The 18,031-nt window shown below is 64.4% G+C and carries 18 protein-coding genes; 3 read left to right on the top strand and 15 right to left on the bottom strand.

The window, feature by feature from the left end; all coding sequences use genetic code 11:
- Positions 1-119 precede the first annotated feature (119 nt).
- The 11 genes from parC to rpoZ all read right to left on the bottom strand — a co-directional run bounded on the left by parC (position 120) and on the right by rpoZ (position 11,098).
- Complete coding sequence (parC, locus tag QA640_RS26110) at positions 120-2,378, bottom strand: DNA topoisomerase IV subunit A (protein WP_283035784.1); 2,259 nt, start codon at positions 2,376-2,378, stop codon at positions 120-122.
- 230 nt (positions 2,379-2,608) lie between these two features.
- Positions 2,609-2,884 (bottom strand): hypothetical protein, encoded by a 276-nt coding sequence (locus tag QA640_RS26115; protein ID WP_283035785.1) that lies wholly within the window; start codon positions 2,882-2,884, stop codon positions 2,609-2,611.
- 97 nt (positions 2,885-2,981) lie between these two features.
- Positions 2,982-3,731 (bottom strand): DNA repair protein RecO, encoded by a 750-nt coding sequence (recO, locus tag QA640_RS26120; RefSeq protein WP_283035786.1) that lies wholly within the window; start codon positions 3,729-3,731, stop codon positions 2,982-2,984.
- Between the two features lie 123 nt (positions 3,732-3,854).
- The gene (locus QA640_RS26125; protein WP_283035787.1) at positions 3,855-4,235 is read right to left on the bottom strand and encodes a hypothetical protein; all 381 of its coding nucleotides are present in this window, start codon (positions 4,233-4,235) and stop codon (positions 3,855-3,857) included.
- A gap of 22 nt (positions 4,236-4,257) precedes the next feature.
- Positions 4,258-5,184: a GTPase Era gene (era, locus tag QA640_RS26130; protein ID WP_283035788.1), complete on the bottom strand. Its 927-nt coding sequence runs from the start codon at positions 5,182-5,184 to the stop codon at positions 4,258-4,260.
- A complete protein-coding gene (gene rnc, locus QA640_RS26135) occupies positions 5,177-5,992 on the bottom strand; it encodes a ribonuclease III (protein WP_283035789.1) in 816 nt (271 codons plus the stop codon). Before rnc ends, era begins: the two co-directional genes overlap by 8 nt.
- Positions 5,989-6,750, bottom strand: coding sequence for a signal peptidase I (gene lepB / locus QA640_RS26140; RefSeq protein WP_283035790.1), 762 nt, complete (start codon positions 6,748-6,750; stop codon positions 5,989-5,991). Before lepB ends, rnc begins: the two co-directional genes overlap by 4 nt.
- Before the next feature lie 252 nt (positions 6,751-7,002).
- Positions 7,003-7,422 (bottom strand): holo-ACP synthase, encoded by a 420-nt coding sequence (acpS, locus tag QA640_RS26145; protein ID WP_283035791.1) that lies wholly within the window; start codon positions 7,420-7,422, stop codon positions 7,003-7,005.
- Positions 7,419-8,171, bottom strand: a complete 753-nt coding sequence (locus tag QA640_RS26150) for a pyridoxine 5'-phosphate synthase (RefSeq protein ID WP_283035792.1) — start codon at positions 8,169-8,171, stop codon at positions 7,419-7,421. Before QA640_RS26150 ends, acpS begins: the two co-directional genes overlap by 4 nt.
- 39 nt (positions 8,172-8,210) lie before the next feature.
- Positions 8,211-10,499 (bottom strand): bifunctional (p)ppGpp synthetase/guanosine-3',5'-bis(diphosphate) 3'-pyrophosphohydrolase, encoded by a 2,289-nt coding sequence (locus QA640_RS26155; protein ID WP_283035793.1) that lies wholly within the window; start codon positions 10,497-10,499, stop codon positions 8,211-8,213.
- A 206-nt stretch (positions 10,500-10,705) separates the two neighbouring features.
- Positions 10,706-11,098: a DNA-directed RNA polymerase subunit omega gene (gene rpoZ / locus QA640_RS26160; RefSeq protein ID WP_027522935.1), complete on the bottom strand. Its 393-nt coding sequence runs from the start codon at positions 11,096-11,098 to the stop codon at positions 10,706-10,708.
- A 328-nt stretch (positions 11,099-11,426) separates the two neighbouring features.
- Between rpoZ and QA640_RS26165 the strand changes: the two genes are divergently transcribed.
- Both QA640_RS26165 and QA640_RS26170 read left to right on the top strand, forming a co-directional pair.
- Complete coding sequence (locus QA640_RS26165) at positions 11,427-12,071, top strand: NYN domain-containing protein (RefSeq protein ID WP_254095709.1); 645 nt, start codon at positions 11,427-11,429, stop codon at positions 12,069-12,071.
- Positions 12,052-12,726 carry a uracil-DNA glycosylase gene (locus tag QA640_RS26170; protein WP_283035794.1) on the top strand — a complete coding sequence of 225 codons (675 nt, stop codon included), beginning with the start codon at positions 12,052-12,054 and terminating at the stop codon, positions 12,724-12,726. The genes QA640_RS26165 and QA640_RS26170 overlap by 20 nt, the downstream gene beginning before the upstream one ends.
- On the opposite strand, the gene QA640_RS26175 is transcribed toward QA640_RS26170, so the two are convergent.
- From QA640_RS26175 to dapA, 4 genes are read right to left on the bottom strand one after another with little or no spacing between them, the layout of a single operon-like run.
- Positions 12,723-13,304 (bottom strand): peroxiredoxin, encoded by a 582-nt coding sequence (locus QA640_RS26175; protein ID WP_283035795.1) that lies wholly within the window; start codon positions 13,302-13,304, stop codon positions 12,723-12,725. The two genes, QA640_RS26170 and QA640_RS26175, sit on opposite strands and share 4 nt — an antisense overlap.
- A gap of 4 nt (positions 13,305-13,308) precedes the next feature.
- Entirely contained in the window at positions 13,309-13,782 is a 474-nt protein-coding gene (gene smpB / locus QA640_RS26180; protein ID WP_283035796.1) for an SsrA-binding protein SmpB, read from the bottom strand.
- 59 nt (positions 13,783-13,841) lie between these two features.
- A complete protein-coding gene (gene mscL / locus QA640_RS26185) occupies positions 13,842-14,282 on the bottom strand; it encodes a large conductance mechanosensitive channel protein MscL (RefSeq protein ID WP_283035797.1) in 441 nt (146 codons plus the stop codon).
- A gap of 24 nt (positions 14,283-14,306) precedes the next feature.
- Positions 14,307-15,197: a 4-hydroxy-tetrahydrodipicolinate synthase gene (gene dapA, locus QA640_RS26190; RefSeq protein WP_283035798.1), complete on the bottom strand. Its 891-nt coding sequence runs from the start codon at positions 15,195-15,197 to the stop codon at positions 14,307-14,309.
- 281 nt (positions 15,198-15,478) lie between these two features.
- Here dapA and QA640_RS26195 point away from each other — a divergent pair, with 281 nt between their 5' ends.
- Positions 15,479-17,860, top strand: coding sequence for a transglycosylase SLT domain-containing protein (locus QA640_RS26195; protein WP_283042893.1), 2,382 nt, complete (start codon positions 15,479-15,481; stop codon positions 17,858-17,860).
- The last annotated feature ends 171 nt before the right edge of the window (positions 17,861-18,031 follow it).

Below are 18,031 nucleotides of genomic sequence, written 5' to 3' on the forward strand. Positions count from 1 at the left end.
GCGAAGCAATCCAGAGGGTCGCCGCGGAGAGACCCTGGATTGCTTCGTCGCTGCGCTCCTCGCAATGACGAGATTCTGGCACACGCACACCGTGCTGTCGCCGTCATCGCCCGCGAAGGCTACCCGATCACCCGTCCGAACTTGTTCGACTTGGGAAAACCCTTCGGCGGCAGGCGGCCGGCGTCGGCGCGGGTGCCTTGCCACTCGGCGAGCTCCTTCATGGTCGCGCTGAACTCGCGACCGGCGGAATCCTTCCAGGTCAGGCCCACCTTGGCGTCGAACACGGCGACGTCGGACAGGCCGCCGTCCTTGTATTTCTGAAGCCGCACGCCGCGGCCGCGTGCCATCTCCGGCACCTGGTCGAGCGGGAAGATCAGCATCTTGCGGTTCTCGCCGATGACCGCGATGGTGTCGCCGAGCACTTCCGTGATCGCGCGCGCCTCGTTCGGCATCTCGACGTTCAGGACCTGCTTGCCCTTCTTGGTGGTACCGACGCAATCATCCTCGTTGACGACGAAACCCTGGCCCTCGTGGCTTGCGACCAGGAATTTGCGCCCGCCCTTGTTGACGAACAGCGCGACGGGTGCGGCCTCCTGCTCGAGGTCGATGAACAGGCGGATCGGCTCGCCATGACCGCGGCCGCCCGGCAGCTTCGCAACGTCCAGCGAATAGAACTTGCCGTTGGTCGCGAACAGCAGCAGCTTCGAGGTCGTTTCGGCGAAGAAGGCAAAGCCGAGCTTGTCGTCCTGCTTGAAAGCAAGCCCCGACAAATCCTCGACATGGCCCTTCATCGTCCGGATCCAGCCCTTGTCGGAGACGACGACCGTGACCGGCTCGCGCTCGACGAAGGCCTCCTCGATCGCGGCGAGGTCGTGCTCGGGCGCGTCGGCAAAGGTGGTGCGGCGCTTGCCGAGCGGCGTCTTGGGTCCGAACATGTCGCGGACCTTGCCGACCTGCTCGCCGACCTTCTTCCACTGCTCGGCTTCGGAGGCGAGGATCGCGTTGACGCCCTTGAGCTCGTTGCGGAGATGCTTGTCCTCGGTGCGGATCTCCATCTCCTCGAGCTTGCGCAACGAGCGGAGTCGCATGTTGAGGATCGCTTCGGCCTGCAATTCCGTGAGCTTGAACGCCTTGATCAGCGCCGGCTTCGGCTCGTCCTCGGTGCGGATGATCTTGATCACCTTGTCGATGTTCAAGTACGCGATCAGGAAGCCGCCGAGGACTTCCAACCGGTTCTCGATCTGGGCCTTGCGATAATTGGTCCGCCGGATCAGCACGTCGCGCAGATGGTCGAGCCATTCGCGCAAGGCTTCGGCAAGGCCGACCACCTTGGGGATGCGGCCCTTCATCAGCACGTTCAGGTTCAGCGGAATCTTGCTTTCGAGCTCGGTGAGCCGGAACAGCGATTCCATCATCAAGGCGGGATCGACGTTCTTCGACTTCGGCTCGATGACGAGACGGACGTCTTCGGCCGACTCATCGCGGACTTCGCCGACCAGCGGCAGCTTCTTCTGGTCGAGCAGCTCGGAAATCTTCTCGACCAGCCGCGACTTCTGCACCAGCCAGGGGATCTCGGTGACGACCACCACCCAGGTGCCGCGGGCGCCCTCCTCCTGCTCCCATTTGGAGCGGACGCGGAAGGAGCCGCGGCCGGTGGTGTAGGCTTCCGCGATCGCCTGCTTGGAATCGACGATGATGCCGCCGGTCGGGAAATCCGGCCCCTTCACCCACTTCAGGAGGGACTTGGACTTGGCGTCGGGCTTCTCGATCAGATGCAGCGCCGCGTCGCAGAGCTCGGCCGCATTGTGCGGCGGGATCGAGGTCGCCATGCCGACCGCGATGCCTTGTGCACCGTTGGCGAGCAGGTTCGGGAAGCCGCCGGGCAGAACCACCGGCTCCTTGGACTGGCCGTCGTAATTGGCGCGGAATTCGACGCCGTCCTCGTCGATGCCCTCGAGCAGAAGCCGCGCGACGTCGGTCATGCGCGCTTCGGTGTAGCGGTAGGCGGCGGGGTTATCGCCGTCGATATTGCCGAAATTGCCCTGGCCGTCGACCAGCGGATAGCGCGAGGAGAAATCCTGCGCAAGACGCACCATGGCGTCATAGATCGCCTGGTCGCCGTGCGGATGGAACGAGCCCATCACGTCGCCGACGATCTTGGCCGATTTCTTGAAGCCCGAGCCCGGATCGAGCCTGAGCAGGCGCATGCCGTAGAGGATGCGCCGGTGGACCGGCTTCAGGCCGTCGCGCGCATCCGGCAGCGCGCGGTGCATGATGGTGGAGAGTGCGTAGGCGAGATAGCGCTCTTCGAGCGCATCGCGCAGCGGCACCTCGTGGATTTCAGCCGGCTCTTCCGGCGGTACCTGTCGTTTTCCCATGGGGAGGCGTTAAACCGAGATGGTGAATCGGGCAAGCCGCGAATCAAAACGCTCGATTTGGCGGGCCAACCTCCTCACAGAAAAAGGATTTGCGGGCCGATTCGGATCGGCTTCCGCCCGCTGCGCGCCGCTTGGGGACGCAAATCGCGGCTGATCGATTCAAAGTCCGGTGCCGCCCGGTCAACCCGCGGCGCGAGTGGACGAGGATCGATTGGCGCCCCTGTCGGCTGCTACTGCCCCGCCCAGCCCGCGGTCACGGCCGGGGTGGTTTGCGGGCTCTTGGCCTGCACAGGCGCATTGGCCAGACAGCGGCGCGCGGTCTCGATTTCCGCGTCGGTTGCGCCGTGGGATCGCGCCCATGTCTCTGCGGCGGCTGCCGAATATTTCGCAACATAGTACCGCACGAGGGTGCAGGAGGCGCGGCGGAACAGGCCGGGCTGCTCAGCAGCCATTACGTCCGGCGCCAGCGCGAGCAGCGCGGCGGATACCACGAATCCTCTGATCATCTGGATGTCCCCGGTGGAACCACCCCGGCCAACTCAGTTAGCGCAGTTTGGTTCCGGGTTCCATCGTCCGATCGGACAGGGCAGAGGCGCGGCTCGCTCATGGGGAGGCGATTGCCCTCGCCTGCTGCCGCGTCAACGCATTGAGGAAGCCGCTTCGTGCGTCCGAATGGCCCTGCCCGCGCGGCTCCAGCACGTGGCGGAGCAGGAACAGGCCGGTCAGCCGAAAGCCATCCTGGAGGTCCTGGTCCGTCAGTTCGCGCGCCGCCTCGCCCTGCCGCAGGAACGGCGGCAAGCGCAACAGCCGATCGCGCCATGGCTCGCCGGCGGAGCGCGACACCGCGCCGCCGGATTTCGGCGAAACGTAGATCAGGTCTGTGGTCTCGCCGGTCACCGCGCAATTCTCCAGCGCGAGGCCGAAGCCGAGTTCGGCGAGCATCGCGAGCTCGAAATGGATGATGTGCACGGCGGCTCCGCCGATGTCGTCGAAGTCATCGAGAGCGTGCTCGAGCTGTGCAAAGATCTCTTCGTGCGGATCGCGCTCGGGCAAAAGCCGCGCGAGCGAGGCCAGATGCGTCACGCCATAGACGCCGTGCGAGGACGCAAGCAGCCCCGCAGCCCGCAATCGCAGGCCTTCGATCGCATAGGTGCCGAGATGCTCGTCCAGCCGCGCCCGCCACACCGCACGCACGCTGTTGCCGGGCTGGAGCAGCGGCCGCATCCGCGAACTGGCGCCGCCCCGCACGAGCCCGAGATGCCGGCCGTGCGCACGTGTCAAAAGCTCGGCGATGGCGCTCGTCTCGCCATGCCGCCGCACCCCCAGCACGATGCCGTCGTCGGTCCATTCCATGGGATGAATTCTACCGCATTCACGCGATCGTGGGTGGGCAAAGCGAAGCGTGCCCACCAATTTGATCAGGTGGCACGGCGCGCGAAAGAGCGCGCCTTTGCCCACCCGACCACCTCGACGAGTTCACGCGTTGAACCAGCCCTGCGCGTCACCGGTGAAGGAGAAATACAGACCAATCGTCGTCAGCACGCAGGACACGATCTCGATGCCGCTGTCGAGCTCGACGCCCTTCTCGCCGATGATCTGCGCAAGCGAAATCGCCGACAGCACGAGGGCCGCCCCAAGAACCCAGCGCGGCCAATTCTTGCGCTTTTGCGCCGCCAGCCAGACGAAATAGACGAGCAGCAGGATCATCCCGCCGGCGATCAGCGTCGCGGTCGTGATCATCTGGTCCGTCATGTCGGCGTTCGGCGTGCGGTCCTGGAACGCGACCGACAGCGCATCCAGCATCAGCGATGCGTAGAGCAGCACTTCGAAGCGCAGGACGTTGCGTGGCACGCTCATCACCAACCCATCTACTTCTTGTTCATTCTTTGGGGAATTCCAGGCCCATTTCCCGATAGCGGTCGGGATCGTCGCCCCAGTTCTCGCGCACCTTGACGAACAGGAAGAGATGCACGGGCACGCCGAGAATGTCGATGAGCTCTTTGCGCGATTCCGCGCCGATCGACTTGATGGTGGCGCCGCCCTTGCCGAGCACGATCTTGCGCTGGCTTTCGCGCTCGACGAAGATCGTCTGCTCGATGCGCACCGACTTGTCCTTGCGCTCCTCCCATTTGTCCGTTTCGACCGTGGACTGGTAGGGCAGTTCCTGGTGCAGCTTCTGATAGATCTTTTCCCGCGTGATCTCGGCAGCTAACTGCCGCATCGGCGCATCCGACATCTGGTCCTCGGGATAGAGGAACGGACCTGCCGGCACCATTTCGGCAAGCGCATGCCGGATGTCATCGACACCATCGCCCGACAGCGCCGAGATCATGAAGGTCTTTGCAAAGCGAATGCGCTCGTTTGCAGCCTGCGCCAGCGCAAGGAGCTTCTCGCGCTGAACCAGATCGACCTTGTTGAGCACCAAAATCTTCTCGTGCGCGACGCTTGCGACCTTGGCGAGGATCGCCTCGGCCTCCTCGTCGAGGCCGGCCTTGGCGTCCAACAGCACGCAGACGAGATCGGCGTCATGCGCGCCGCTCCAGGCGGTCGACACCATGGCCCGATCGAGCCGCCGCTTCGGCGAGAAGATGCCGGGCGTATCGACCAGAATCACTTGCGCATTGTCTTCGATGACGATGCCGCGAATCAGCGCCCGCGTCGTCTGCACCTTGCGCGAGACGATCGTGACCTTGGCGCCGACCAGCGCATTGACAAGGGTCGACTTGCCGACATTGGGGGCGCCGATCAGCGCCACGAAGCCGCAGCGTGTGGCGGGCGGCGTTGCCGCATTGCTCGCCTCAGCCATCGTTGCCGCCGCCAACGCCTTCGCGTTCGATCATGACGGAGGCCGCGACCTTCTCCGCCGCGCGCTTGCTGCCACCGATGCCTTCCGCCGATGCCAGCCCCGGAAGATCCACGGCGACGCGAAACTGCGGATCGTGATGCGGCCCGGTGCGCTCGACCTCGCGATAAACCGGCGTCGGCAAGCCCTTCCCCTGCGCCCATTCCTGGAGCACGGTCTTGGGATCGCGCAGCGGGCGCCGCGGCTTGTGCATGCGCTCGGTCCAGTTGCGCTTGACGAACTCGGATGCGGCCGCATGCCCACCATCGAGATAGATGGCGCCGATCACGGCTTCGCAGATGTCGCCCAGCACGGACTTGCGCAGCCGCGCGTCCGCGGCGGGGCCGACACCGCCGAGCTTGATGTCCTCGACGAGGCCCAGCAACTTCGCAACATCGGCGCAGCTCTCCTTGCGCACGAGCTCGGCGAGCCGCTTCGACAGCTCGCCTTCATCCGCGGTCGGGAAGGCGTGATAGAGCATGTCGGAGACGACGAGCCCGAGCACGTGGTCGCCCAGAAATTCCAGTCGCTGATAGCTGTCGCCGCGTTTGCGTCCCGACTTGAGTGCGGAGACGTGCGTGATCGCCTGGATCAGCAGGTTCGGATCGGCGAAACTGTGCCCGATGCGCGCCTCGAGCGCCGCGTTCGCGCCCTTGGCCTTGCCGCTCCTCGCCCGCTTCTTCTTTGCGGAAGCTTTGGGAGCAGCTTCGGCGTCAGGGCTCGCAGCGGCCTCGATCGATTGGGGTGGGATGTCCTTGGCTTCGTCTTTCATCGGACGATTTTGAACATTCGGTTCCAGCGCACCGACCAGGGCCAGCGCCAGAACATCCAAGCGTGCTCGCCTTCGGCGATGGAGAAGAAGATCATCTGGGCACGGCCGATCAGGTTCTCCTGCGGCACGTAGCCCACCGCCGACTGCACGCGGCTGTCGGTCGAGTTGTCACGGTTGTCGCCCATCATGAAGAAGTGGCCGGCCGGCACCGTGTAGACGTTGGTGTTGTCGTAGAAGCCGTTGTCGACGCAGTCGAGCGTCTCATAGGTGACGCCATTCGGCAGCGTCTCCTTCCAGCGCTTCACCCGCGCGGTGGCGTCCGACGAGCCGCAGGGGTCTTCGCCGACGAAGTCGCTCAGCCGTTCGCGCTGCACCGGCACGTCGTTGATGTAGAGCAGCCCCTCCTTCATCTGGATCCGGTCGCCGGGCAGACCGATCACGCGCTTGATGTAGTCGGTGGTGTCATCCTTTGGCAGACGGAACACGACGATGTCGCCGCGGTTCGGGTCCGAGCCGAACTCGCGTCCCGAGAACAGCGGCGGCGAGAACGGGATCGAGTAATGGCTATAGCCGTAGGAATATTTCGACACGAACAGGTAATCGCCGACGAGCAGCGTCGCCTTCATCGAGCCGGAGGGAATGTTGAAGGGCTGGAACAGAAAGGTGCGGATCACCAGCGCGATCAGGAGAGCGTGGATAACGACCCGGACGGTTTCGCCGAGGCCGCTCTCAGATTTGGTTCCTGAAGTCACGCTCATTGCTTTCCCAATTCCGGCTCCGCGGTCACGGAACGCCCGTTCCCGCGCATGGCCCCGTCGTCTTGCGGCGTAAGGAGATTGTCCTGATTCTGATAGTGAGGGCCAATTCCGGCGTAAAGCTGAATTCGCCCCGGGCTGATTTTGCGCCGGCGAACTTTTAGACTGTTGTCGCCAGCCACGCAATCAAGTGTCGCATCAACAATATATAAGATATTGAATTTATTATAGTATTTTAATTCAGCGGCGAACAGATCAAGGTTTCGCCAGCGGTACGGCGGAAATGATGACGAAGGCCTGTGCGAGCGGCCAGTCGTCGGTGATCGACAGGTCGATCCGCGCCTCGAAGCCTTCCGGCGTCAGCGCCTTCAGACGGGCCAGCGCCCCGCCGGTCAGTTGCATGGTCGGCCGCCCTCCGGGCAGGTTGACCACCCCCATGTCGCGCCACCAGACGCCGCGCCGGATGCCGGTCCCGAGCGCCTTGGAGCATGCCTCCTTGGCGGCGAACCGTTTGGCATAGGTCGCGACCACCATCTTCTCGCTCTTGGCGCGGCGCCCGGCCTTGGCGCGCTCGGCTTCGGTGAAGATGCGGTCGAGGAAGCGCTCGCCATGGCGCTCGATCACCTTGGCGACGCGGGTGATGTCGATCAGGTCGGAGCCGATGCCGATGATCATGCCTTGCTCCGGCCGCGGTCCATCGCGGCGCGCATGCTGCGCACCGTTTCGGCCAAGCCGACGAATAGCGCCTCCCCGATCATGTAGTAGCCGATGTTCAGTTCGACGATCTCCGGAAGCGCCGAGATCTTTTCCGCCGTCGCATAATCGAGCCCGTGGCCGGCATGGACTTCGAGGCCCGCCGCCCGCGCCAGCCTGGCGCCGGCCACGATGCGCTGCCATTCGGCCTCGGCCTTGTCGGTGTGTCCGTCGACCACGGCGTCGCACCAGGCACCAGTATGGATCTCGATCACCGGCGCGCGTAGCCGCGCCGCCATCTCGATCTGCTTGGGATCGGCGGCGATGAACAGCGACACGCGGATGCCGGCATCGTTCAGCCGGTCGATGAACGGCGCGAGCGCATTGTGCTGTCCGACCACATCGAGCCCGCCTTCGGTCGTCACCTCCTGGCGGCGCTCTGGCACGAGGCACACCGCATGCGGATTGGTGGCGAGCGAGATGCGCATCATGTCGTCGGTCGCCGCCATCTCGAAGTTCAGAGGCTTGGAGATTTCCGCCTTCAGCCGCGCCATGTCCTCGTCGCGGATATGCCGGCGGTCTTCGCGCAAGTGTGCGGTGATGCCGTCGGCGCCGGCCTCTATCGCCAGCAAAGCAGCGCGCACCGGATCGGGATTGCGGCCGCCCCGCGCGTTACGCAGGGTCGCGACATGGTCGACATTGACGCCAAGGCGAAGCGGAGGAACGGGCATAGCGAGGCTCACATGATCGGACGGACAGGCATACTCGGCCTATCCATTAACACGTTCGACGCGGGCGACGACCGCCTTTGCGCGCAACTGGGCTATGATCGCGCTCAGGTGCTTCAGGTCATAGACCTCGAGATCGATGGTCGTCTCGGTGAAATCCGGCGAGCGGCGCTGCATGCTGATATTGTCGATATTGCCGTCGTGCTCGGCGATCACGGTCGCGATCTGCGCGAGCGCGCCGGGCTCGTTGACGTTCTCGACCTTGATGCGGGCCGGGAAGCGCTGCGGAGCGGTATCCTCGATGTCCCAGCGCACGTCGAGCCAGCGCTCCGGTTCCTCCTCGAAATCCTTCAAGGCCGGCGCCTGGATCGGATAGATGGTGATGCCCTCGCCCGGGGTGACGATGCCGACGATGCGGTCGCCCGGCACGGCGCCGCCGTTCGGCGCGAACTTCACCGGCAGGTCGGAATTGATGCCGCGGATCGGGATCGCCGATGGCGCGCGCGGCGGCGCCGGCGCCACCGTCTCCTTGAGCTTGGCGGCCAGCCCCTTCTTCGCGTAACGCCCGACCCGCTCTTCCTTGTAGTCCGGATACATCGCGCGCGCGACGTCAGAGGCCTTGATCTCGCCGCGTCCGACCGCCGCCATCACGTCATCGATCGAGGAGCGGGCAAGGCGCGGCAGCGCGCCCTTCAGCTTGTCGTCGGCGTAGTCGATCTTGGCGCGCTCGAACAGGCGCTCGACGATGCGCCGGCCGAGGCCGGCGTATTGGTCACGCACCGCAGTGCGGGTGGCGCGCCGGATCGCCGCGCGCGCCTTGCCGGTGACGGCAAGCGATTCCCACGCCGACGGCGGCGCCGATTGCGCCTCCGAGGTCAAAACCTCGACCTCGTCGCCGTTCTGGAGCTCCGATGACAGCGGTGCGAACTTGCCGTTGATCTTGCAGCCGACGGCGCTGTTGCCAACGTCGGTGTGCACCGCATAGGCGAAGTCGATCACATTGGCATGGCGCGGCAGCGCGATCAGCTTGCCCTTGGGCGTGAAGCAGAACACCTGGTCGTGGAACAATTCGAGCTTGGTGTGCTCGAGGAATTCCTCGGGATTTGTGCTCTCGGAAAGAATTCCGACGGTATGCCGCAGCCATGCAAAGGCATTGGATTCGCGCTTCAGGAACTCCGTCGGCGAGCCGGCGCCTTCCTTGTAGAAGACGTGCGCGGCGATGCCGCGCTCGGCGATCTGGTCCATCTCCTCGGTGCGGATCTGGAGCTCGACGCGCTGGTTGCCGGGGCCGATCACCGTGGTGTGGATCGAGCGATAGTCGTTCTGCTTGGGCGTCGAGATGTAGTCCTTGAAACGGCCCGGCACGACCGGCCAGGTGGTGTGGACGATGCCGAGCGCGCGGTAGCAGGCCTCGATGTCGTTGACCACGACGCGGAAGCCGAAGATGTCGGACAATTGCTCGAAGCCGACCGACTTGCGCTCCATCTTGGTCCAGATCGAAAACGGTTTCTTGCGGCGACCATAGACGCGCGCGCCGAGGCCCCTGTGGCGCAGATTGTTGGAGAGCTGGGCCTCGATCTCGCCGATCAAATTACGGTTGCGCTCGGCCAGCGCATCGAGCCGCTGCATCACCACGTTGTAGGCTTCGGGATCGAGGGTGCGGAAGGACAGGTCCTCCAGCTCCTCACGCATCTGCTGCATACCCATCCGGCCCGCGAGCGGCGCATAGATGTCGAGCGTCTCCTCGGCGATCCGGCGGCGCGATTCCGGTGGCACGAATTCCAGCGTGCGCATGTTGTGGAGACGATCGGCGAGCTTGACCAGGAGGACGCGAACGTCGTCGGCGATTGCCAGCAGGAGCTTGCGCAGGTTCTCGGCCTGCTTGGCCTCGCGCGACACCAGCTCCAGCCGCTTCAGCTTGGTCAGGCCCTCGACCAGCGCGCCAATCTCGGGGCCGAATATCTGGTCGATCTCGGCACGCGTCGCCTCGGTGTCCTCGATCGTGTCATGCAGCAGCGCTGCGACGATCGTGGCGTCGTCGAGCTTCAGGTCGGTGAGGATCGCCGCCACTTCGAGCGGGTGGGAGAAGTACGGATCGCCCGAGGCGCGGGTCTGCGAACCGTGCGCCTTCATGGCGTAGACATAGGCGCGGTTCAGCAGGTCTTCGTTGGTGTTGGGGTTATAAGAGCGAACTCGTTCGACGAGGTCATATTGCCTCATCATCCGCGCCCGCGGCTTTGGAGGCCGCGCCGCCGTCGGCGCAGTCGGGGCCACGGCGACCGATTCGGTCGCGGCCTCCATCTGCGTAAATCTGCGACGCCGATACACCATGCCTTCCTGCCTTCAAACGGGCCAGTAGACGACCCGTTGCATACCTATCTTAACGCCGATCCCGCGCGCATCCGACATAATCGAAACAAGCTCTCGCAAGCACTTCGCGCGATGCCATGGTAACCACGAAAAGGTCAACAAAAGCAAAGGCCCGAACGCGGGTTCGGGCCTTTGGTGAAATCAACATTTCGTCGGCGCGGGGACGATTACTCGTCCTCCTCGGGCTGCTCCTCGGGCGGCGCAAGGCCCTCGAGACCCTTCAGGAGCTCCTCTTCCGTCATGCGTTCGACAGCGACCTCGGTATCGTCGGCATCGACGCTGGCGCCAGCGGAACCGATCAAAGGCACGGTATCGGGCTCAGGCTCGTCCACCTCGACGAATTTCTGGAGGGAGTGGACCAGCTCCTCGCGCAGATCCTCCGGCGAAATGGTCTGGTCGGCAATTTCGCGCAGAGAGACAACGGGGTTCTTGTCGTTATCCCGGTCAACCGTTAGTTGTGAACCGGACGAAATCATGCGGGCGCGGTGGGCGGCCAGCAGGACGAGGTCAAACCGGTTGTCGACCTTGTCGATACAATCTTCTACGGTGACGCGAGCCATTAGACTGTCGCTCCGCTCTTGGGTGGGTCAAAACATGTGGATGATGCGGGGTAGTTATAGAGGCCGGGGCGGTTTCGCAAGATCATTTTGTGATTTGGTCTCGCCAAACGCCTCTGATAACCCCACATTGGGGTTAGAATCGGCGTTTCCCGGGTCGCCAAGGAGAGCGGCATCGGACGGGCCGACCGCCATAACTATACCTTGGTTTGCCCCGACTTCTCCGGATTTACGGTTTCGACGGGTTTTGGCAGCCTCTATATATCTGCGCGGATTGCTGCCGTCGCGCCAACAATAAACAAGTGAACACGAACACTACGCGAGCAACTGAATGTCACCTTCTCCAACCAATAAGATCGCGCTCTTCATCGATGGAGCCAATCTGTATGCGACGGCAAAAACGCTGGGTTTCGATATCGATTACAAGCGCCTGCTGAAGGAATTCCAGAGCCGGGGGACGCTTCTGCGCGCGTTCTATTACACTGCCATCATCGAGGATCAGGAATACTCCTCGATACGTCCGCTGATCGACTGGCTCGACTACAACGGCTACACCGTCGTCACCAAGGCCACGAAGGAATTCATCGACGCCAGCGGCCGCCGCAAGGTCAAGGGCAACATGGATATCGAGCTCGCGGTGGACGCCATGGAGCTTGCCGAGCACATCGACCAGATGGTGCTGTTCTCCGGTGACGGCGATTTCCGTTCTCTGGTCGAGGCCGTGCAGCGCCGCGGCGTGCGCGTCACCGTCATCTCCACCATCGCCAGCCAGCCTCCGATGATCGCCGACGAGCTGCGCCGCCAGGCCGACGTCTTCACCGACCTCGTCGAGCTCCAGTCCAAGCTCGGCCGCGACCCGTCCGAACGCCCGGCTCCGCGCGAGCGTGGCGACCGCGAAGCACGTCATCACGCCCCGCAGTTCCTCCAGCGCGCGACCACGATGGCGCCGAGGGGCGATGACGATTTCGACGAGTGAAGCGGCCCGGTCAAGCCGCCAGTCTGCCACCGTCGTACCCGACCGTGACTGCCCGCTCTGTCCGCGCCTGGTCTCCTTTCGCGAGGCGAACCGGGCGCGCGAGCCGTCCTGGCACAACGCTCCCGTTGCGCCCTTCGGTGACGCCAAGGCGCGCCTGCTGATCGTCGGTCTTGCGCCGGGGATGCAGGGTGCCAACCGCACGGGTCGCCCTTTCACGGGCGACTATGCCGGCGACCTGCTCTACGCAACGCTGATCGAACACGGATTTGCCAAGGGGACCTATCGGGCGCGGCCTGACGACGGCCTGAAGCTGGTCGACTGCCGGATCGCCAATGCGGTGCATTGCGTGCCGCCGCAGAACAAGCCGCTGCCGGCAGAGATCAACACCTGCCGCCGCTTCCTCGCCGCGAACCTTGAGACGATGCCGAACCTGCGTGCCATCGTCGCGCTGGGACGGATTGCGCACGATACCGTGCTCAAGCCGCTGGGCCTCAAAGGCGCGCAGGCGCCGTTCGGTCACGGCGCGGTCCACCAGGCCGGCCCGTTCAGGCTCTACGACAGCTATCACTGCTCCCGCTACAACACGAACACCGGCGTGCTGACGCCGGAGATGTTCCGCAAGGTGTTCGCTAAGGTGAAGGCCGATCTCGACTAGGCCTTGACCGGATTGGCCTTCAGCCAGTCCAGCACGTCGCCGGCGTTCCGGTCCGGCGGGAACACCGGATAGAAGACGTGCGTAATTTTCGCGTCGTCGATGATCAGCGCAAGCCGCTTGATCAGCGTCAGCCCCGCAACCTGCATCGTCGGCAGGTTGAGCGCGCGGGTCAGCTTGAGCTTTTCGTCTGACAGCACCGGGAACGGCAGATGCAGCCGCGAGGCCATCTCGGTCTGGTAATCGTTGCTCTGGGTCGAGAGCCCGAACACGTGGCCCGTCCCGGCCGCCTTCAGTTCGGCGAAGAGGTCGCGGAATGCGCAGGTCTGCGGCGTGCAGCCGCGCGCGCCGGGGATCATGTCCCAGTCGTCGACCAGCGCAATCTTGCCCGGCTCGCCGGTGCGCGGATAGCCGAACACCACGGTGCGGCCGCGGAGCGCCGACAGCGTCACCGACGTATCGTCGGTCGCGCGCAGGCTGACCGGCGGGATCGTCAGGCCCTTCAGATGCGCCGCGCGGCCATCGTCGGTCGGCGCCGGGATCTTGCTCCAGTCCACCTCGAGCAGGCTTCGCTGGTTCATCGCCTCATCCCCTCGCCCGCATCAGCCGGCCCTTCTCCCGGCCCCAGTCGCGCTTCTTCTCAGACTCGCGCTTGTCGTGCAGCTTCTTGCCCTTGGCGACCGCGAGCTGAAGCTTCGCGCGACCGCGCTCGTTGAAGTAGAGCTTTAGCGGGATCAGCGTCATGCCTTCGCGGTCCACCGCGCCGATCAGCTTGTTGATCTGCCTGCGGTGGAGGAGCAGCTTTCGCGGCCTTTTCGGCTCGTGGTTGAAGCGGTTGCCCTGGAGATATTCGGGAATGGTGGCGTTGATCAGCCAGATCTCGCCGTTCTTCGAATCCGCGTAGGATTCCGCGATCGTGCTCTTGCCGTTGCGGATCGACTTGACCTCGGTCCCGGTCAGCGCAATGCCGGCCTCGACCGTATCCTCGATCGCGTAGTTGAAGCGCGCCTTGCGATTTTCCGCGACGACCTTGATGGGGCGTTCGTTCTTGTCGGCCATCGTAGTAAAAAACCTGAGCAGGATGCGCGCACGCTAACAGTTTGGGCGAGGCGCGCGGGTCAAGACTTCTTGAGGAGATCGCGGATCTCGGTCAGCAACTCGACCTCGGCTGAGGGCTTCGGCGGAGCAGGCGCCGTCTCCTCCTTGCGCTTCAACTTGTTCATGGCACGGATCACCAGGAACAGCACGAAGGCGATGATGATGAAGTTGATCGTCAGCGTGAGGAAGCTGCCCCAAGCCAATACGGCACCCTGCTTTTTCGCGTCCGCAAGATTGGCGGCGGTGACCTTGCTCGAAAGCGGCGTGAAGTAATTCGAGAAGTCGAGGCCGCCGGTGGCGGCGCCGATGATCGGCATGATCACGTCGCCGACCAGCGAATTGACGATGGCGCCGAAGGCCGCACCGATGATGACACCGACCGCGAGGTCCACGACGTTGCCTTTCATGGCAAACTCGCGGAACTCCTTGAGCATCTGCATGCCCTTTTCCTCCACGCCCATGAAAAGCCCCCCAAACGCTAAACGTCAGTTGATCAGGCCGGCGTGCACCATGGCGCTGCGCACCGCCGCGCGCGTTCCCTCCGACACCGGCACCATCGGCAGCCGCAGCGTCTCGTCGAGCTTGCCGAGCAGCGACAGCGCATATTTGACCGGCGCCGGATTGCTCTCGATGAAGAGGTTGTTGTGCAGCGGCATCAACTTGTCGTGCAACTTTAAGGCCGTTGCGTGGTCGCCCTTCTGCCAGGCGGTGTGGAATTCCGAGCACAGTCGCGGCGCAACGTTGGAGGTCACCGAGATGCAGCCATGGCCACCATGCGCCATGTAGCCGAGCACGGTCGCATCCTCGCCCGATAGCTGGTTGAAATCCTCGCCCATCGCGGCGCGCTGCTGCGACACCCGCACCATGCTGGCGGTCGCGTCCTTGACGCCCGCGATGTTCTTCAGGTCCCACAGCCGCTTCATCGTGTCGACCGACATGTCGATCACCGAGCGCGGCGGGATGTTGTAGATAATGATCGGAATTCCAATCGCATCGTTGATCGCCTTGAAGTGCTGGTAGAGCCCTTCCTGGGTCGGCTTGTTATAATAGGGCGTCACCACCAGAACGGCGTTGGCGCCCGCCTTCTCGGCGTGTTGTGCGAGTTCGACGGCTTCCTTGGTGGAGTTGGAGCCGGCGCCGGCGATCACGGGCACCCGCCCCTTGGCCTCGCCGATGCACCATTCGACGACCTTCTTGTGCTCGTCATGGCTGAGCGTCGGGCTTTCGCCGGTGGTGCCGACCGGAACCAGACCGTGGGTGCCTTCGGCGATCTGCCAGTTGACCAGTGAGCGGAACGCGCCCTCGTCCAGCGAGCCGTTTTTGAACGGCGTGACCAAGGCGGTGAATGACCCCCGGAACTTCGTCTTGGCTGCCATGGGCTTCCTCCGTACGCGTGCTGGCCAGAAAAGAGGCTTCTTTCATATCGGGTCTAACGGGCAGGTAAAGGGCCCGGTCCAAGGTGACGCACCGATTAGGCCGCGATTTTGCCGCGGTGATGGTCCAAACACGGCCGCGGTAAGTAGCTGTTGGTATTTTGTCCGCATATTCAATCAAATTCAGCTCGGTCTTGAGCCACTCGAACGATTCGGGGCGACGAAACGCCGTGACCTTCTTTCCCCATGCCACATGGCGATTCGCCGGTCTGGTTGTGTGCCTGATGGCGGGCCTGTCGGTCGGTTGCGCCGCCTTGGCCAAGCCCAATGAGACCACCGCGGACGACACCAAGGACACAGCGAAACCAGCCGCCAAGGACACCGCGAAGGGCGCGGCCAAACAATCGCCCAAGGGAACGGACAAGCGAACGGACAAGGGAACGGACAAGGGCGGCGCTAGCAAGGGAACGGCTGGCGCACCGGCCAAGGATGCCGCAAAGAAACCTGCCAAGGATGCCGGCAAGGAACCCGCGAAGGACAAGCCGAAGCCTGCCGCCAGGGCACCTGCGCCAAAATCACAGCCGACTGCCAACGGTTCGCCCCCCAAAACCGCACCCGCCCCGGAGGTGACGGCGGCCGTCAGACCAACCGCACCGGCTGCCGTCAAACCGATGGCAGCACCCCTGCTGGCTCCTGCGACCCGCCAGCATGCCGCCCCACGCAAGCCCGTCACGCCGGCCGCGGTCGCTGCGACCTCATCGACCTCGCAGGCCGACAAGGACACGCTCGAGAACGTCATCGAGCTCGTGCGCAAGCACAGGCCGGGCGATGCCACCGACAATGCAGCCGCGATCTCGGATCCTGTCGCGCGAAAACTCGCCGAATGGATCATCCTGCGCAGCGACGACAATGGCGCCAGCGTCGAGCGCTATCGCGCCTTCATCAGCGCCAATCCGAGCTGGCCGTCCCAGACCTTCCTGCGCCGCCGGCTCGAAGCCGCGCTCTGGGACGACCGGCGTGAGGACCAGGTCGCCTGGTCGTGGTTCGAGAACGAATCCCCGGTTTCCGCGAAGGGCCGCTTCTCGCTGGCCAAGGCGATGCTGGCGCGCGGCGACCGCGCCAATGCCGAGCGGCTGGTGCGCGAAGCCTGGCGCAGCGACCCGATGTCGGAGGAGACGGAGAACAACGCGCTCGACCAGTTCGGCGCGCTGCTCACGCCGGGCGACCAGAAGGCGCGGATGGACACGCTACTCTACGGCAGCGAGCACGAGGCCGCGCTGCGCGCCGCCAAGCGGCTCGGCGCCGGCTACGTGGCGCTCGCCAAGGCGCGCATCGCCTCCTACAAGAAGGCGCCGAACACGCGCGCCTTGCTCGAAGCCGTGCCGCATGAACTTCACGGCGATCCCGGCTTCATCTTCAGCAAGATCCAGCTCCTGCGCCGCGAGGAGAAGTTCGCGGAAGCCGCGCAACTGATGCTGTCGGCGCCGAAGGATCCGAACCGCCTCTACAATCTCGACGAATGGTGGATCGAGCGGCGGCTGATCGCGCGCAAGATGATCGACACCGAAGAATTCCGCAGCGCCTATCTGATCGCGCGCGACGCGGCCCTGCCCTCGCGCGATATCTACAAGACCGAGCAGGAATTCACCGCGGGCTGGATCGCGTTGCGTTTCCTCAATGATCCCGCGACCGCCGCCCAGCACTTCGCTCGCATCGGCGTCGGCAGCGTCAACCCGACCACGCTGGCGCGCGCCGGCTACTGGCAGGGCCGCGCGGCGGAAGCCATGGGGCGGCAACAGGAAGCGCGCAACGCCTATGCGCGGGCAGCCGAGCAATCCACGAGCTACTATGGCCAGCTCGCGCGGGCCAAACTCGGCCTGCCGCAGATCGAGCTCAACAGCGCGCCGCGCGGTCGCGGCGCCGAGCGGCTGGAGATCGTGCGCGCGGCGCAACTGCTCTACGAGCTCGACGAGCGCGAGCTCGCGATCCCGATGCTCGCCGACATGGGCGAGAACGGCGACCCTGATGCGCTTGCCGGCCTCGGCGAGCTGACCCAGCGCTACGGCGACGCCCGCGGCATGCTCCTGGTCGGCAAGGCCGCGCTCAACCGCGGGCTGCCCTTCGACTTCTACGCCTATCCGGTCAACGGCATCCCGCAGTTCAGCCAGATCGGCCCCGAGGTCGAGCGCAGCATCGTGTATGCGATCGCGCGGCAGGAAAGCGCGTTCAATCCGGCGGTGGTGTCACCGGCGCAGGCCTACGGGCTGATGCAGGTGACGCCGGACGCTGCGCGCTACGTCTGCAAGCGGCACGGCGCGACCTACGACCTGTCGCGATTGAAGAACGATTCCGTCTACAATGCCGCACTTGGCGCGGCCGAGCTCGGCGGCCTGCTCGAGGACTACCGCGGCTCCTACATCATGACCTTCGCCGCCTATAATGCTGGCCGCGGCAGCGTGAAGAAATGGGTCGAGCGCTACGGCGATCCGCGCGAGTCCAAGATCGACGCGGTTGACTGGGTCGAATTGATCCCGTTCTCCGAAACGCGCAACTACGTACAGCGCATCATGGAGAACCTTCAAGTCTATCGCGCGCGCTTTGGCGGCGGAACGCGGCTCCAGATCGAAGCCGACCTGCGGCGGGGCGCAGCCGGCAGCGTGGAGTAGTTGCTCGTCGAGCGTGGGAATGAACAACGGCCGCCACAATCATTTAGGAACGTGCTTGCGTTCGAGCCATTAGCCCGCCGTGCAAACAACGGAGCACGACATGCGGAATAAATTACTCGTCATGATGATTGCGGCACTGCTCGCCGGCACCTCGGTCGTTCCGACCTCCGC

The organism is Bradyrhizobium sp. CB82, assembly GCF_029714405.1.
Lineage (GTDB): Bacteria > Pseudomonadota > Alphaproteobacteria > Rhizobiales > Xanthobacteraceae > Bradyrhizobium.